At 57.8% G+C, this 16,862-nt stretch carries 13 protein-coding genes; 7 read left to right on the forward strand and 6 right to left on the reverse strand.

The features are described 5' to 3' along the window. Nucleotides 1–126 precede the first annotated feature (126 nt). The gene (locus WC421_11195) at nt 127–504 is read left to right on the forward strand and encodes a tail fiber domain-containing protein (protein ID MFA5162792.1); all 378 of its coding nucleotides are present in this window, start codon (nt 127–129) and stop codon (nt 502–504) included. A gap of 98 nt (nt 505–602) precedes the next feature. Here the strand turns inward: WC421_11195 and WC421_11200 are convergent, their stop codons facing one another. Then, the gene (locus WC421_11200; protein MFA5162793.1) at nt 603–2,720 is read right to left on the reverse strand and encodes a tetratricopeptide repeat protein; all 2,118 of its coding nucleotides are present in this window, start codon (nt 2,718–2,720) and stop codon (nt 603–605) included. 24 nt (nt 2,721–2,744) lie between these two features. Between WC421_11200 and WC421_11205 the strand changes: the two genes are divergently transcribed. From WC421_11205 to WC421_11215, 3 genes are all read left to right on the forward strand, one after another. After that, on the forward strand, nt 2,745–4,457 hold the full coding sequence (locus WC421_11205) for a tetratricopeptide repeat protein (protein MFA5162794.1): 1,713 nt from the start codon (nt 2,745–2,747) through the stop codon (nt 4,455–4,457). Nucleotides 4,458–4,459: 2 nt separating this feature from the next. Next, on the forward strand, nt 4,460–6,052 hold the full coding sequence (locus tag WC421_11210) for a tetratricopeptide repeat protein (GenBank protein ID MFA5162795.1): 1,593 nt from the start codon (nt 4,460–4,462) through the stop codon (nt 6,050–6,052). Nucleotides 6,053–6,214: 162 nt separating this feature from the next. Further along, entirely contained in the window at nt 6,215–6,340 is a 126-nt protein-coding gene (locus WC421_11215) for a hypothetical protein (GenBank protein ID MFA5162796.1), read from the forward strand. 200 nt (nt 6,341–6,540) lie between these two features. Here WC421_11215 and WC421_11220 read toward each other — a convergent pair whose 3' ends face one another. Beyond that, on the reverse strand, nt 6,541–8,478 hold the full coding sequence (locus WC421_11220) for a tetratricopeptide repeat protein (protein MFA5162797.1): 1,938 nt from the start codon (nt 8,476–8,478) through the stop codon (nt 6,541–6,543). 47 nt (nt 8,479–8,525) lie between these two features. Between WC421_11220 and rplM the strand changes: the two genes are divergently transcribed. After that, a complete protein-coding gene (gene rplM / locus WC421_11225) occupies nt 8,526–8,966 on the forward strand; it encodes a 50S ribosomal protein L13 (GenBank protein MFA5162798.1) in 441 nt (146 codons plus the stop codon). Between the two features lie 11 nt (nt 8,967–8,977). Further along, nucleotides 8,978–9,373 carry a 30S ribosomal protein S9 gene (rpsI, locus tag WC421_11230; protein ID MFA5162799.1) on the forward strand — a complete coding sequence of 132 codons (396 nt, stop codon included), beginning with the start codon at nt 8,978–8,980 and terminating at the stop codon, nt 9,371–9,373. Between the two features lie 752 nt (nt 9,374–10,125). On the opposite strand, the gene WC421_11235 is transcribed toward rpsI, so the two are convergent. The 3 genes from WC421_11235 to WC421_11245 are packed head-to-tail and all read right to left on the reverse strand — an operon-like array spanning nt 10,126 to nt 14,011. After that, entirely contained in the window at nt 10,126–11,166 is a 1,041-nt protein-coding gene (locus WC421_11235) for a PorV/PorQ family protein (protein MFA5162800.1), read from the reverse strand. Then, nucleotides 11,160–12,902, reverse strand: a complete 1,743-nt coding sequence (locus WC421_11240) for a lectin like domain-containing protein (protein MFA5162801.1) — start codon at nt 12,900–12,902, stop codon at nt 11,160–11,162. Before WC421_11240 ends, WC421_11235 begins: the two co-directional genes overlap by 7 nt. Then, on the reverse strand, nt 12,899–14,011 hold the full coding sequence (locus WC421_11245) for a hypothetical protein (protein MFA5162802.1): 1,113 nt from the start codon (nt 14,009–14,011) through the stop codon (nt 12,899–12,901). The genes WC421_11240 and WC421_11245 overlap by 4 nt, the downstream gene beginning before the upstream one ends. Nucleotides 14,012–14,047: 36 nt before the next feature. Between WC421_11245 and WC421_11250 the strand changes: the two genes are divergently transcribed. Next, nucleotides 14,048–15,412 (forward strand): NAD(P)/FAD-dependent oxidoreductase, encoded by a 1,365-nt coding sequence (locus WC421_11250; protein ID MFA5162803.1) that lies wholly within the window; start codon nt 14,048–14,050, stop codon nt 15,410–15,412. Nucleotides 15,413–15,478: 66 nt separating this feature from the next. Here the strand turns inward: WC421_11250 and metK are convergent, their stop codons facing one another. Then, a complete protein-coding gene (metK, locus tag WC421_11255; protein MFA5162804.1) occupies nt 15,479–16,672 on the reverse strand; it encodes a methionine adenosyltransferase in 1,194 nt (397 codons plus the stop codon). Nucleotides 16,673–16,862: the final 190 nt, after the last annotated feature.

The following is a 16,862-nucleotide window of genomic DNA, read 5'->3' on the forward strand; positions in this document are numbered from 1 at the left end:
CTGACAGAACCGCTTTTGTTGCGTTTCTTCCTGACAAACATAACTATATTTTATCAACGGGACACCCAAATTCCAATACCCCTCCGACGAGGACGGGCTGATTTTAGAGAGGATTGGCGAAGTCAGGTGCAGGTGAATGGCGATTTGTATGCCAACAACTACTACCACAACTCGGACGAAAGGCTGAAAACAGATATTTCAACCAGCAAGGGGTTGAGTATCATTGAAAAGCTGCGCGGCGTCAGCTTCCGGTGGAAGGCCAACGGCGAGCGTTCGGACGGCGTGATAGCCCAGGAGCTTGAGAAGGTCATGCCGGAGGCGGTGCGCTCCGCCAAGGACGGACACAAGGTGGTCGCATACGACGTTTTGTTCGCCCCGCTGATAGAATCAATCAAGGAATTGAAGGCCGCCAACGACGCGCAGGCGGAGGAAATAAGAAAACTGCGCGACAGGGTGAATGTTCTGGAGGGGGGAAAGCAGGCCGGCCCCCGCTCTTCTAAGTGAAAAGTTTCAGGTTTATGATTTTACGGCGGTATAATCCATAGATTGACCACGGATTTTCACAGATTATCCGGACTTTTCCCTTGCGGAAAATTCCGGGGTCAATGACCGGGCAGTTCCGCCTTGCCGGAGAGCGCGTCTGCATCGGCGGGGTCCAGCGATAGCGCCTTTTTGAAATCGGCGCGGGCTTTGGCGGGTTTTTTCAACTTCAGATATGCGCGGCCCCTTGCCGCGTAGTCGCGCGCCTGCGGCGACAGCGCGATGGTCCTGTCCAAATCCGAAACAGCCTGGGCATACCGTCCCGTTTCATACAGGGCAATTGCGCGGTTGCGGTAATTGTAGGCCCGGAGCGGGTCCATTGCAATCGCTTTGTCCAAATCCTCAATAGCACGGGTGAACTGTTTCAGCCCGGCCAGCGCGGCGCCGCGGTTGCCGTAAGCGTCGGAGAACCCGGGGTCGCGCAGCGCCGCCGCGTCATAGGCGGATACCGCCTTTTCAAGCTCGCCCGCGCCGGCGTATGCCGCGCCCAGGTCGCTGTAGAGCCGCGGCTGGTCCGGTTTCAGCTCAAGCGAGCGGGCAAAATCGGCTGCCGCCTCTTTGTAACGTCCGGCGTAAAAACGCGCGCGGCCCCGCCCGGCGTAAACATCGGTGCGGCGCGGGTTCATATGGAGCGCGGCGGAAAAATCCTCCTCGGCATTGCCGTAAAGTTTCAACGCCGAATATGCCAGCCCGCGCATGGCGAGCGCGTCAACGGTGCGCTCGTATTTCAATCCCTCGGTGAAGTCGGAGAGCGCCATGACGTACTGTCCCAGCGCGTAATGCGCCGTTCCCCGGCGGTGATAGGCATAGCCGTAGCGCGGGTTCATCGCCAGCGCCCTGTCCAGGTCCGCCAGGGCGGGGAGGTATTGCTTCTCGTCGCATAACAGCGCGGCGCGGTGGACGTAAGGATAATCGTAATCCGGGTTCAGCGTTATCGCGGTGTTGAAATCGTCAAGCGCCTCCTTGCCGCGGCCCAGTTCCTGATATGCCGTTCCCCGGTTTACATAAGCCTTGGCGCCCGGATAGCGCGAGATGACGTCGTTCCATAGCGACAGGCTGTCATGCCATACCTGCGCGCGGGCGGCGCACATCCAGCCCAGCGCCAGAATCAGCGCGCATGCCAAAACGGCCGCCGGCTTTTTAGCCCGGGCGTAAAACTGCGCGAAAAGCTGGCCCGCCAGCATAAATATCCCCGCCGCCGGGATATACGTGTATCTGTCCGCCGGAGCAAGCTCCGCGAAAGCCGCCGAAGGCAGCAGCAGTGCCGCAAAAAAAGCCGGACCGAACACATAAGGCCGCAGTTCCGCCCTTGAGAACAGAACCGCCAGGGATCCCACCACCGCCAGATACGGCAGATATGCCGTTGCGCCGGAAACACGCAGCGCGGGATACAGCGCGGACAGTTTGGCCGGGTAAATTATTTTCCACAGGTAGAACAGCTCCGTGTACCCGCAGGACAGCAGCCTGCCGCCCGGGGCCAGCCCCGCGCCGGAAGTTACCGGGGATGTCAGGAAAAACTCCCCCACTGTAAACGACAGCAAAACAGCGGCGGCGGCAGCCGCGAAATGCGGTATTTTTTCGGCAAAAACGCGGCGGTCCCAGCCGCGGTCAAAATGCCGGTCAATCAGGAAAAACGCCAGAACGCCGGCTATGACGGCGGGCTTGGCCAGCAATGCCGCCAGAAACAAAACAGCCGAAGCCGCAAGCAGTTTCCGGTCCGGCGATTTCGCATGGCGCGCATGCGCCAGCAGCGCGGCCAGGAAAAACAGGCAGCACAGCAAATCCTTCCTGCCGGAAATCCACGCCACGGATTCGGCGCGCAGCGGATGAACGGCAAACAAAAGCGCGGCAAACAGCGCGGCGGGGGAGGTAAGCCCCAGCTCCAGCGCGAAATAATAAAACAGCAGGCAGTTCGCCAGGTGCAGCGCGATATTGGTTGCGTGATATGCCGCCGGTTTCAGCCCGAAAAGCGAATGCTCTATTTTGTAGGTCAGCACCGTAAGCGGATGATAATAGCCCTGCGGCGAGGTTTTGAAGACATCGCCCCAGCGCGGGCTTTCCATGACGGGGCTGGCGGTTACATACTGCCTGTCGTCCCAGTTGACGAAATCCGCCCGGAAGGCGGGCCAGAACGCGGACAGCGCGGCGGCCAGTATGATGGCGGGGGCGGTTTTTCTCATCACGGAAATTCTATAATTTGTGCGATGGAGCAGGGAAAGGCGAAAATAGCGGCGCTGGCGCTGGTAGTTGCCATCGCGGCGGCGGTGTTCCGGCCCGCGGCCGGGGCCGGGTTCATTGATGTAGACGACGGCGACTATATAGCCGCCTCCGGCGCGGGCATAAAGGAGATATTCACCACCTCGCCGCTGGGCTACTACCACCCGCTTACGCTGCTTTCCTTCCGGGCGGAGCGCTCGCTGGCGGGGCTGAGCCCTGCGGTCTGCCATTCCACCAATATAGCGCTGCATCTGGGCTGCTGCGCGCTGGTCTGGCGGCTTGCGCTGGCGCTGGGGCTGCAAATCCCCGCCGCCGCGCTGGCCGCGCTGCTGTTTGCGCTGCATCCGACCAGGGTGGAGCCTGTCGCCTGGGTCTCCGGCAGGAAAGAACTGCTGTGCTGCCTGTTTTTTCTGGCCGCGTTGCTGGCGTATGCGCGCTACCTCAAAAACCGCGCCTGGCACGCGCTGGCCGCGCCGCTGCTGCTGTTCTGCTGCGCGCTGCTTTCAAAGCCGACGATAGTTTTCGGGCCGCTGATTCTGCTGCTGCTGGACTGGCGCGCCGGACGCGCCGATGTAAAAAGAATGCTGGCGGAGAAAATCCCGTTTTTCGCCGCGTCCGCCGCCGCGGTGCTGGTTTCCGTGAAGGCGGGGCTGTTTTTTCCCGGCGAGGTGGCGGCGCAGCATTCAGCCATAGGCGCGGCGGAGCGGCTGGCGCTGGGCGCGCGGACTTTGCGTTTTTACCTGCATAAAACCGTGTTCCCGGCGGGGCTGGCCGCGCCGTATCCGCTTATTGAAACAAGCGGCTCCGTCCTGCCGGATATGCTGTTTGCGGCTTTTGCGGCGGGGCTGTGCTGGTTTCTGATTGCGAGGAGGGAACTGCGCCCCGCCGGGCTGTGCGCTGCGGCATTCGCGCTGGCTGTTGCGCCGGTGCTGTTTTTTCCGGCGCTTATACCGTCGGACAGATACCTCTACACCCCGGCCGTCGCCCTTTTCCTGCCGGCGGGGGCCGCGCTGTCCGCCATGCGGGGCAAGGCGGTTGCCTCCGCTGCCGCGGCGGCGCTGCTGGGCGTTTTCGCCGTATACGACGGCAGCTTAATCAAAAGATGGAACAATAATCTGGATTTCTGGAGCGGCGTCATCGCGCGCACGACGCCGCGCGTGGAAACGCAAACCTCGCGCGGCAGGGGAGCGGTATTTGACCGCGCCGTTCTGGCGGAAGCCTATCTCAAACGCGGCGACGCGCTGCTGGCAGCCTCCCGCCCGGAGGCCGCCATAGCCGACTACAGCCGCTCCATAGGCTTGAAGCCGGAAATATCCACCATAAGCAGCACAAGCAGCCAGCCGAAGGCTTACGCCAACAGAGGCACCGCCTATCTGATTTCCGGGCATTACGAGCAGGCCGTGGCGGATTATACCCAATCCCTCGCGCTTGCCCCCGGCGACGCCGGCACATATACCAACAGAGGGTGTGCCTATCATTCGTTGAAACTTTATGCAAAAGCCATCGCTGATTATGATAGAGCGATAAAACTTAAACCGGATTTTGATCAGGCTTATGCAAATCGCGGCACAAGCTATGGTAAGCTGGGCCGGCATGAACAGGCTTTGGCCGATTTTACCACGGCATTGCACATAAACCCGGGCAATGCGCTGGCGAAAATCGGCAGGGGCGTGGCAGAAGAAATGTTGCGCGGAACATGAGTATGAATTATATACATCAGCCATCTTTCGCATCTCAGGAAATGCAACGTGTGGAGAAGTTCCTACCGTTTGCTCTTGCCGGTATTTGCGTGTTAGCGTTTTTGCCGGTGCTCTCCAACAATTTCCTTAATTGGGACGACCCGGTTTATCTGACAAATAATCCTGTGATACGATCTCTTTCCCTGCAAAACATATGCGGGATATTCACAGAATTTCATGCGGGGCTATACAAACCGCTGGTCTTGTTGAGCTTCGCGCTGGAATATCATTTTTTTGGGTTAAATCCGATAGTTTATCACTCGGTAAACCTGATTTTTCATATTGCCAATGCGCTGCTGGTCTATTGGCTGATGGTGCTGCTAACTGAAAAACGGTTCCTGGCTTTTGCCGCCGCGCTGCTATTTGCCGTTCACCCGTTGCGGGTGGAGTCTGTCGCGTGGATTGCAGAACGAAAGGATATGCTTGCCGCATTTTTTGCGTTGCTGGCTTTGCATTCTCATCTGGCGTTGAGACGATGTGGCAATTACGGATACATGGTTTTGTCCTTCGGACTGCTGGTTTTATCCATGCTCTCCAACGCCAAAGCGGTGATGCTGCCGTTTATTATGATAGGAATGGATGTGTACACTGGCGCGGCTACGCTCAGAAAATCCGTGCGAGACTGCCTGCCATCTTTTATTGTTGTTGCATTTTTCGCGGGGCTTAACTACTTCGCCTTGCGCACAACGGACACATTGGCTGCGCCCAGTAAAATAATTTCAGCGAATATGCCTTTTGTCGCAGCTTATGGTTTCCTTATATATGTCGGCAAAACGCTGCTACCACTCAGTCTGCGCGCGCTTTACCCGAACCCAAAAGGCTATCCAGAAACCCTGCCGATATGCTATCTGCTTGCGCCGGTTGCGGTTGTTGTTATAGTCTGGCTGTTTCTGAAGTTTACGCGCGAAGACAGGATGGCTCGTTTCGGCGGGGCATTTTTCGTGATATATCTTTTCCCGTTCCTGCAATGGCTGCCGGTGCAACCGGGTGTGGCGATGGAGCATTTGACCTATTTCCCGTCTATAGGGCTGTCGCTTGCGGTGGCGCGGTTTTTTGAACGAATAATCAATCGCCGCGTAGCAATAGCGGTTTTCGCCATCGTGATTATAATCCTGTGCGCGCTTACATGGCAGCGGACAAAAATATGGAAGGACAACTACGTATTCTGGACCGAGTGGTTATCAAAGGATACTGATTCCAATGTCGCCTATTCAAACCGGGGGCTTGCCTATTATAGGGATGGAGATATGGATTCCGCCATCAGCGACTATACCAAGGCGCTTGAGCTTGTGCCGCGCGCGAGTGATTATGAGGCTCGCGGCTGCGCCTATATAAAAGTCAAACAATTTAAGCTGGCCATATCGGATTTTACCGAGGCTATCCGGTTCAAGCCAGATTTTGATGAAGCGTATTCCAATCGCGCTATTGCTTACGGCAATATTAGCTGCCATGAAGAGGCTTTTGCTGATTCCAGTAAAGCGCTAGAGATAAATCCCAGTAACGCGACCGCTAGAATTGTTAAAACCGTGGCGGAAAGTAAGTTAAAGAAATTATAATTGAAAGCGAAATCCTGCGTCGGATTGCTGTCCGCGCCCAGGGCCGCCTCGGTTCTCGCTGCCAACTGGAGCTTGTTGCGAAACGCCCCCAAATAGGGATTCCCTTGGTATTGTCCCATGGCTGACGAAGATGTGCGCGTGGTTTGAGAATGTATTTTCAAAATGTTGCGCAAGACACGCTACAGGGGCTTGGCGAAAGTGAAGTTGCAGGTGATAATGGGGGCGATAGTGTTCAACGCGAGGCGGCTGGCGGCGATTGGCGAGCCTGCGTTATGGGCGGAGGCGTGAGAACAATTGCGGGCTAACGCCCGCCGAGTGGAGCGAAAAAACTCAAATTCGGTGGCGGAAAATCCGCGTCAATTCGTAAAATTCCCGCTCTTTCCTTAAAAATCTACTCAAAAATCTCCACAAAATGTCGCATAACTCCAAATTTGCGGTTTTCCAAAAAACGCCCGTTTTGCAACAGGCGCAACTGTGATTTTCGGAGTTTATCTGTCAGTTGCAGGCTTGACTGAACCCAGCATCTTTTCGGCGACGGTTTTGCCAATTGTGGCTGTTTCATTGCTGGCGTCCAGCGCCAGTGCTTTTGTGAAATCTGCCAGAGCCAGCCCATGATTCCCCATGCTGCCGTAAACTATTGCGCGGTTGGAATACGCATTAGAGAATTCCGGATTTAGCTGAATAGCTTTGGTGTAATCTGCCAAAGCTTTGTCATATTGTTTGATGGCAAGGTATGCGCTTCCTCTGTTATTATAAGCCGTACCTGCCTGACTCGCCCCACATGTTCCGGACGGGTCAAGTATGATGGCCCTGGTGCAATCGGCAATAGCTTCGTCATACCGTTTGAGGGCATAATTTGCGATTCCCCTGCTATTGTGGGCTGCGCCAGCCTGATGTGCGCCGCATGCTCCAGATGGGTCAAGCGCGATGGCTTTATTGTAATCGGCAATAGCCTCGTTATACCGATTGAGATTGGCGTAGGTAAGCCCGCGGTTGAGGTGAGTGACGGCATAAGTGAACTCAATGCTGGAAATACCTCCGGTAGCGCCTTTCATGCCGAGGTTTGGCGGTTCTTTGGCTATCACATCATTGCATAACGAAAGATTGGTATTCCATACTTTTACACGATGGAAAGAGATATATGCCAACCCAACCGCCAGCCCCAAAGCCAACGATAATGAGCCCAACTGAATGCGTTTATACACCCATGAAAAACCAAAGCCGGCAGTATAGAACAATCCAAACGCGGGGATATAGGTGTACTTGTCGGCCGGGATAAAATTCATAAAAGGCAGCACCGGCAATAGCGTCAGCGCGAAAAATGCCGGACCAAACAGATGTCGTCTCAATGCGCGCGCCGCGAAAAAACAGCCGAATATAATAGTGATGCTGGCTGAGTGCAGATAGCAGGCCCAAAATCCTGGAGGCAATCTCAGCGCAGGATAAGGGGATGATAAATTCGCCGGCCACAACAGTTTTCCAATATAAAATGAGGTTGCGTATCCGCACATTGCAAACCTTTGTCCGAGCAAAAAACCGTCGCCTGATATTGAGCTGTTGATAAAGAACTTGTCCAGAAAAAACGATAAGAAGCAAATCCCCGCCGCCGGGACTAAATAGGGGGTTTTCTCCAGTAAAATTTCGCTGCTTATCGCGCGCCCGGCGCGCCAGTCAAAGAATGGCAATATAAGCGGTGCAAGCAGTACAACAGGCTTTGACAACAACGCAAACGCGAACAAGATTGCTGACGTCCACAGCCATTTCCGTTCAAACGATTTCAAGTAGTGCAGATAAGTAGTAAGCATTCCCATTAAAAATAAGCAGGCCAGCAAATCCTTTCTGCTGGATATCCACGCTACCGCCTCCACACGCAGAGGATGGAGAGCAAACAACATCGTGGTAAATAGCGCCGCCGCAATATCGCCACCGGCAAGCAGCATGAAATAATAGACGAGCCCGCAATTGGCAAGGTGCAACACGATATTTGTTGCACGATAAAGCGCTGGCTTAGTTCCGGCTACAGAATACTCAATTTTGTAGGAGAGAATTGTAAGAGGATGGTAATAGCCTAACGGCGAGGTTGTGAACACTTCTTTAATTCCCGGCAGGCGTAGCGTCGGATTTTCAACGACATAACTATTATCATCCCGCATCACAAACTCGCCTTTGAGCGAAGGGGCAAACACAATGAATGTTAACGCCAGCAAAAACACAAGCGGCCACATCGGGTTTTTATTAGTTCGGGTTGTGTCGGAATCGTTTTGTCTTTTTACCGCAACAATTGCGCGCAGTCGCTGCAAAAAATCGGTTTGCATAGAAACCATAAATGGTAGTTTTCGGAAAGAGCCCTTATACCAGCTTATTCTATATAGCCAAATTTCGCAGTTGTCTGCAAGAACCCCTGGCTTTGATTTGCCTTCGGGCATTTGAAATTGCTAAACTGATAGAGATATTCAAACAGCTAGGGAGATTTATGCAGAAGACATGGTTGCCCTCACGTTCGGAAGTGGAAGCGTCGCGCAAATGGCATTATGTGGACGCCTCCTCCCTGCCGCTGGGCCGGCTGGCCACGAAAGTGGCTTCGCTGCTGGCGGGAAAACATAAAAGAACCCAGGCCCCGCTTATGGACTGCGGCGATTTTGTAGTCGTAACCAATGCGGAAAAAGTGAAACTCACCGGCAACAAGCCGGAACAGAAGTTTTACTTCCACCACACCGGCTATAACAACGGCGCCAAAGTGGTCCCCTTCAAGCGCCAGATGGCCAACGACCCCACCCGGGTCGTGGAACTGGCCGTAAAGCGCATGCTGGACGACAACAAGCTTCGCGCGCACAGAATGCGCCGGCTTAAGGTCTTCAAGGGCGCGGAACATACATATCCCGTCGCCAAACCCAAAGCGGCCAAGGCGGCATAAGAGGAATTATTATGACAGACACCATCACAGCCACCGGACGCAGGAAAACCTCAGTGGCGCAGGTAGTCGCCACTCCGGGGGGCGACGGCGCAATCACCATCAACGGCAAGCCGATGGCGGAGTATTTCCGCGGCTGCCCCCGCTTCCAGCTTGCGGCCAATGCGCCTGTAGTTGCCGTGGAAGCCGCCAAGACATACGCCTATAAGGTGAAGGTGGACGGCGGCGGCGTTTCCAGCCAGGCAGGCGCGGTGCGCCATGCCATCGCGCGCGCGGTAGCCACGTTTTCGGAAGCGGACCATAAAACGGTCAAGAAACTGGGATACCTCACCCGCGACGCCCGCATGGTGGAGCGTAAAAAGCCGGGCCGCCCCAAGGCGAGACGGCGTTTCCAGTTCTCCAAACGTTAATTGTTTCCGAGCGTTTGCAAAGGCGCGTTCTCCTCAGGAGAACGCGCCTTTTTTTTGGCATAATTTCCCGCGGCCAGCCAGCGGAATTTGCCAGCGGCCAGCTTACCCGGAAATTGCAGTTGGATTGCGGAATTCGGCGGTGGCTGGCGGGACATTCCTGTGCATAATTTTCCTTACATACCCTGCGGGTATGCTCGTCAAATTCTGCGTCGGACTGTCCGCGCCAGCCGCCGCCTCGGTTCTCGCAACCAACTGCAATTTCCGGGTTAACCTCAATGCCAGGAACTTAAGAGCCGTTTGTATTGGGGGAATAGGCATTTTGATGTGTTGTATAAAATGGTGAAAGCTGTCCCGATGCGATAATTGTGTTTTCACTGCCCGTCGAACACGGCAATCGCCGATATTGCTTGCGTGGTAAATGTAAAATGGGCAGTTCCGTCTGTCACGACGAGAAATCGGCTTAAGTTCCTGGCATTGGGGTTAACCTGAAAGTTTCAGTTGGCGCGAGGACCGAGGCGAAAAAGCGCAAAATAATGACGAACAAAATTATCCGCGCGCGCCTCACTGCGCGAAAGGATAATTTTGTGAAGGCAGTATGAAGCGATTTTGAGCCGAATCCCGCAATCCAACTGAAACATTCAGGTTAAAAATGGCTGCGTTGCAAATCGCTTGCTTGCCGGCGGTGTGCCGCGTTCTTGGCGCCTTGCCTCAAAATCTGTCAGCCAGCATGTCAAGGAATTATTGGAAGCTCACTAAAATCCGATAGAGCGCAATATGGCGCGCAACTGGTCCAGAGTTATTTTGCCGGAGCGGTAGTCCTCAACCGCTTTGTCGGCGGATTTGTAGGTTTCGGATTCCGTTCTGCGCGGGGCGGCCTGCGGCTTTCCGCCGCCGAAATCCACTTTGAGCGAAAACCGCTGCGCGGAGCCGAAATCGCCCATCGGCACATAGGCGTAATCCAGAGTGTATTTTTTTGAAAACAGCAGCCCAACTCCCGCGCTTAGGCCGCCGCCCATCCCCTCGTCTCGGCTGAACTGCCAGCCGGCGCGCAGATAGAATTTCCCGACTTCCGCGCTCTCGCTGACGGCATATTCCCCGCCGGCGCAGTAGCGCGGTTTCGCGCCGGAGGCCAGGGGCCGCTCCATCTCCCCTGCCAGCGCAAGCGCATTGCCAAACAGCCGCACTGCAGCCCCGCCGCGGAAAGAGCCTTTCATCGCGGCGGACTCGTTGTAAAGCGCGATGCTGCCGCCCCAGTCGCGCAACGCGGCGGCCAGCGATACCGGGCCGCGGGTATAGACCGCGCCTATGTCGGCGGCGGGCGCGCCGGCGCCGTAATCGTCCATTTTCTCTCCGACATATTTAAGCGCCGCGCCCGCCGCGATATTGCCGCGCCTGAAGGCCAGCGCGCCGCCTGCGGAATAGGAGGAGTATCCGTATGTCCCCAGATTGTTGCCAGCGCCGTCCATACGCTCTATCGCGCCGGAGGAGAAATACCCGCCGCCAAGCCCAAGCGTGAAATCTCCCGCAGGCGCGGCGAAGGCGGCGTAGCTGCTGCCCATATCCTCCACCCACGACACGCGCGAAAGCGCGGCCTGCGGCGCGCTCATAAACGCAAGCCCCGCCGGGTTGTGGTAGAAGGAAAACACATCATCCCCCAGCGCGGAATAAGCTCCGCCCATCGCGGCAGAGCGGGCGGAAGGGTCTATCTCCAGCCAGGCGGCGGGGGTTGTGCCCTCGCCGCAAAACGCGGGGGCCGCCAGCGCGGCCAGAATTGCTGCGGCGCGAATTACCATAAAATCCCCGCCTTGCCGGTGCGGGTGCAGTCCCGCGCCTTGACCGAGTAGATATAGACGCCGCTGGCCATGTGCTCGCCGGAGGAATTTCTGCCGTCCCACAGCCCTGTGGTCATGCCGGAGGGATTGTCCATAATCCCGTCGCCGACTGTAAGTTTGCGCGCCAGCTTGCCGGAAACAGTGTATATCCGTATTTCCGGCGCGGCAAATCCGGGCAGGTTGGCGAATTTAACCCCGCCGTCGGAACCGGGCTTTGACGGATTGGGATACACCTTCAGCGCGGCCAGCAGATTGTCGCCGCTCATAGTAACGCCGCCCTTGCCGTAGGCCTTGAGGCAGATATTGGACGGGTATACAAGCGAGGCCGCGTCTGTCCAGGCAGTGCCGTCAACGCTCACATAGCCGCGCCCGGACTGCGGCGCGGAGGCGGAGCTGTAGCCGTCTATCGCCAGCTCCACCGGAATGACAAAATCCGTATCCGGCGGGCTTACTATGCGCACTACCACCGAAAACCTGTCTTTGTAAGCGACATTCACGCCGGTTACCGGCAGAGTGTGGAACCCCGCTTCCGCCAGCACGCCGGCGGTTGAAAACGCCAGTGTCCCGCCCGCCGGCGAAGCTGCGGCGCCGCCCGTGTACACCTTCATCTCGTAAGACGTGGCGGGCGAATAGGTGTAAAAGCCCGCGCCGGTTATCGCCTCGGACGAGGCGGTGGAGGTGAACATATTGGCAAACCATGTTCCGGTCGCTGACGGATAAGAGTACGCCCAGCCCAGCGGATCGTACTGATACGACCTGTCGTAATTGGAGGTGTTGTTCGCGCCAAACACCGCGCCGAAATAGGCGGTATCGTCCGCAATGCGCGCGGCGAAGGCCGCATCATAATAGGACACGTAGAAATAACCGGCGTTCCCCCAGCCGGTTCCCCAGCTGTTTTTGACCAAAAAAGCGCCGTTGCCCGCCGGATGTACGATGAAATTGGACAGCGGGTAGTTGTCGTCCCAGCCGATTATTGCGACTTCATGAAGGCCGTCATAGCCCCCCGAGGAGTAATAATAGGAGCTCGTCGCGCTGTTATAAGCGCCGCCGCTCCATTTCATCATCACCGCAACCGCGCCGTAATTTACCACGGCGTTTTTGATGCCGTTGTTGTCCGCCGGACCGGTCCGCGGCGGAATGTAAATATGGTTCTGCGCATGCTTTGACGGCGCAAGCCCCGTCGGCGAGTGATTGGGGGAATCAACATACGGGTCCTGGCTTTCAAGCACGGGGCCGCTCCAGCGCAGCAGATAGGCCGACGACATGTCTATATTGCCGCCGTCGCAGGCGCCGACGTCGAAACCGTGGGTGTTTTTAAGGTTGTTTTCCGAAAAATCCCATGTCTCGCCGGTAAGCAGATAGGATTCCAGCGAGCCCATCGTCGCAAAAGCCCAGCAGCTTCCGCAATTTCCCTGGTCGCGCACGGCGGTTACCTTGCCGTACGTGCGCAGGTCGTAGCTGGACGGCGGCGCCGCCCCGGATAACGGTTTGGGCCCGCCCCCCGCCGGATAGCGCGAATAAAAAGCGTTGATGGGCGAAGGGATGGCGCCGAAACGCCCGGCCCCGCCCGGCTTTGCCGCGCCGGACACTCCCCTGACGCGGGCGATAAACTCCCCGTTCATGCCCGGCGGGTACTGCGGTTTGTCCTGCGCCGCGGCGCAGGCCGGCAGAAAAAGCAGAAAAGCCGCGATTCTCATTTCAATATCCTCTCAAGCCATTCAAGGGCTGTTTTCCGGTCCGAAAATTCGCCGCGCCACTGCGCCGCCGCCGCCCTGTCCATGATTGCCGACAGCGCGGGGCCTTTAACCCCTGATTTTGCCGCGTCCGCGGGCAGCAGCAGCCGTTCCGGGGCGGCGGGCGGCAGTTGCGGGTACAGGGCGCGTATTATTTCCAGCTCCGCGCCGCCAAGCGGCCTGCGGGGCGATGATTGCGCCAGCAAAACCGCGGCTGCGTTTTTCGCGGGCGCGGAGATGGCGCGCTCCAGCCGCAGCGAGGCGATAAACTCCGGCCCGTCCCTTCCCATGGCGCAGGCCAGAACGCCAAGCCTGCGCCCCGCGCCGGAGACTTTCGCTGCGGCCTCATGCCAGCGCAGCTTCGGATGAAGGAACGCGCCAAGCCCGCTTTTTTCCATCATGCCAAAGGCGGGGCGCGGGTCCGACTCGTCCAGAATAATCATAAGCTCCCGCGCCAGCCGCTCGCGCGAAAGCCGCGCCGGCAGCTCTTCTTTTATAGCCTGATAAAACAGTTTCTCCGTCCCGCTTTCCAGCCGCCAGCCGAATCTTCCGGCGAAGCGGCACGCGCGGTAGAGCCGGGTGGGGTCGTCATAAAAACTTCTGCCGTGCAGGACGCGCAGCAGTCCGGCTTTGCTGTCGGCAGCCGCGCCCAGCGGGTCCAGCAGCTCGCCGAAATTTTCCGGCAGCAGGTTCAGCGCGGCGGCGTTGGCGGCAAAATCGCGGCGCAGCAAATCCTCGGCTATGGAAGCGGGCCGCACCCTCGGCAGCGCGGCGGGACGGGCGTATGTCTCGCTGCGCGCTCCGGCCAGGTCAACGCGCAGCCCGCCCGGCAGTTCCGCGCAGAAGGTGCCGAAAGCCCCGTAACTTTTAACACTCGCTCCCTGCCCGCGCAAATGCCGCGACAGCGGCTCCGCCCCGCCCTCGCAGACGATATCAATATCTTTGGTGTCGCGCCCCAGCAGCCAGTCGCGCGCGCAGCCGCCGACGGCCCAGCAGCGCAAACCCGCGCCGGCGCAGAAGCGGCCCGCATCCTCAAGAAATCCGCGCCATTTTTTAGGCGGAGACAGCAGCATGTAATCTTATATCAAAAAAGCTAGAATGCCGTAACTATGGCCAAGAAAATACTTGTCATCGGCGCGGGGCCGGGCGGCTATCCCGCCGCGCTGCGCGCGCGCGAGCTGGGCGCGGAAGTGGTCCTGGCGGAAAAATCGCTTGTGGGCGGAACCTGCCTCAACTGCGGCTGCATCCCGTCCAAGTCATTTATAGATTCGGCGCACAGGCTGTATGCGGCCTCGCAGCTTGGAATGATTCTTGACGGCGACATCCCGTCCCGTGTTCAGGCCGCGCTTTCCTGGGAGAAGGTGCAGTTCCGCCGCAAAACCGCGCTGGACAAGCTGCGCTTTGGCCTGCGCCGCCTTATTGAATCAAAGGGAATACGGCTTGTTGAGGGAACCGCCTCTTTTATCTCGCAAAACGAGGCGGAGATAAAAACCGCCTCCGGCGCCCTGCGCGAGAATTTTGACGCCGCGATAATAGCCGCCGGCACTTCGCCTTTTTACCCCAAGCCTTTTGACGCGCATAAATCCGTCCTGCTGGACAATGAAAATGTGTTCTCGCTGCAAAGCAGGCCGCAATCCGTCATTCTGATAGGCGGCGGCGTCATCGGGCTGGAGTTCGGCTGCATTTTCCACGCGCTGTGCGCGGAGGTGCATATAGTGGAGATGCTGCCCGCTCTGCTGCCGGGGGAGGATGAAGCCGTCTCCCGCGCGCTGGCGGCCTCTTTTGAAAAACGCGGCATAAAGCTGCACTTGGGCGTTACCGCGGCTGCATTGTCGGTTGAAAACGGGATGAAGACCGTTACCCTTTCCTCCGGCGTTCAATTGCAGGCACGGGAGGTGATGGCGGCAGTGGGCAGAGTCGCGGAATTATCCTCCCTGGGGCTGGATAAAATAGGCGTTCCGTGGGACCGCAGGGGCATAAAGGTTGACGGCAGGCTGCGCGCCGCCGGTAAAGGCAATATTTACGCAGTAGGCGACGTAAACGGCCTGCTGCTGCTTGCCCATGCCGCCTCCGCCCAGGGCGAGCTTGCGGCGGAAAACATCATGGGCGAAGGCGGCGATTACGACGGTTCCCTGACCCCGCGCTGCGTTTATTCGTGGCCGGAGGCCGCCTCCATAGGCATCAGCCGCGCGGAGGCCGAAAAGCGCGGCATTGCCGCAAGGTCGGGCCGCGCGTTCTTCGCGGCATCGGGTCGCGCCATGACGCAGGACGAGACTGAAGGCTTTGTCCAGATTGCAAGCGAAACCGGAACCGGCAGGATACTGGGCGCGCAGATAGTAGGCTTTGGCGCGGGCGAGCTGATACATATAATCGCCGTCGCCATGCGCGCGGGATTGCGCGTCAAAGAGCTTGCCGCGCTTACCTTCGGCCATCCCTCAATGTCGGAGACCATCCGCGAAGCCGCCCTGCGCTGACCCAATTGTGGAAAAAGCGGCGCGCCGCCCGGTTTACCGGGCGGCGCGCCGCTTTTCAATTGCTGGTCAGGCGCAGACCGGAGTTTTCTTCGACGCTTTCAGGCACAGCGCGGCGCGGATTTTGGCCGCCATGTCGGTCTTTTCCCAGGTGAATTGCGGCCTGCCGAAATGGCCGTAGGAGGCAGTGTCGCGGAACACGGGCCGGCGCAGGTTGAGATGCTCTATGATGCCGCGCGGGGTGAGCGGGAACACCTTGCGCACCGCTTCGGTGATTTGCTCGTCCGGGATTATGCCCGTGTCGTGCGTGTAGACGTAGAGCCCCACGGGCTCGGCCACGCCGATGGCGTAGGCCACCTGCACGGTGCATTCCTCCGCGCAGCCGGCGGCTACGATATTTTTGGCGATATAGCGCGCCATATAGGCGGCGGAACGGTCCACCTTCGTCGGATCCTTGCCGGAGAACGCGCCGCCGCCGTGCGCCGTCCTGCCGCCGTAGGTGTCCACGATGATTTTGCGGCCCGTCATCCCGGTGTCCGACTGCGGACCGCCGATTACGAATTTTCCGGTGGGGTTGACGTATATCTTGGTGTCCGCGTCCAGCCATTTGCCCATGACGGGTTTTACTATGGCGTCTATCATCTCGCGGCGGGCTTTTTCGGTTATCTGCTCGCCGGAGCGGTCCAGAATCTGGTCGGTATGCTGGGAGGAGAGCACCACCGTCTCCGCCCGGACGGGCTTGCCGTCAACATACTCTATGGTAACCTGGGATTTGCCGTCCGGCCCCAGATACGGCAGTATGGAGCGCCGCCTCACATGCGCAAGCCGCATTGTAAGCTGATGCGCAAGCGAAAGCGTGAGCGGCATGAGTTCCTTTGTCTCGTTGCAGGCGTAGCCGACCATGAGGCCCTGGTCGCCGGCGCCGCCGGTGTCCACGCCCTGGCTGATGTCGGGCGACTGCTTGCCGATTACATTTAATACCGCGCAGGTTTCGTGATTGAACCCGTATTTGCTGTGTGTGTAGCCGATGTCTTTTATGACGGAGCGGGTGAGGCCGTCTATGTCAATCCACGCATTCGTGGTGATTTCCCCGCCAACGACCACCATGCCGCGCGTTATATAGGTTTCGCAGGCGACGCGGGCCTTCCTGTCGCGCTTGAAAATTTCGTCAAGGACGGCGTCCGAAATCTGGTCGCAGACCTTGTCGGGATGGCCTTCGGTTACAGATTCGCTGGTGAAAAAGCACTTCCCTTTTTTTATCATGACGGGATCTCCTTTATGCCCAACATATACATTTTACCCGTTTTCCGCGCCCGGAGGCAAGAACCAGAATTATCCAATGCAAGATGAGCCTGAAGGAATGCTCGTTTCCAACACAAGATGAGCCTGAACCGCGCTGAAATCGTCCGTTTGCGCTCTGTCGTTCGTAAACTAAGCCATGACGCTGGAAATG

The organism is Elusimicrobiales bacterium, from assembly GCA_041651175.1.
GTDB lineage: Bacteria > Elusimicrobiota > Elusimicrobia > Elusimicrobiales > Elusimicrobiaceae > JAQTYB01.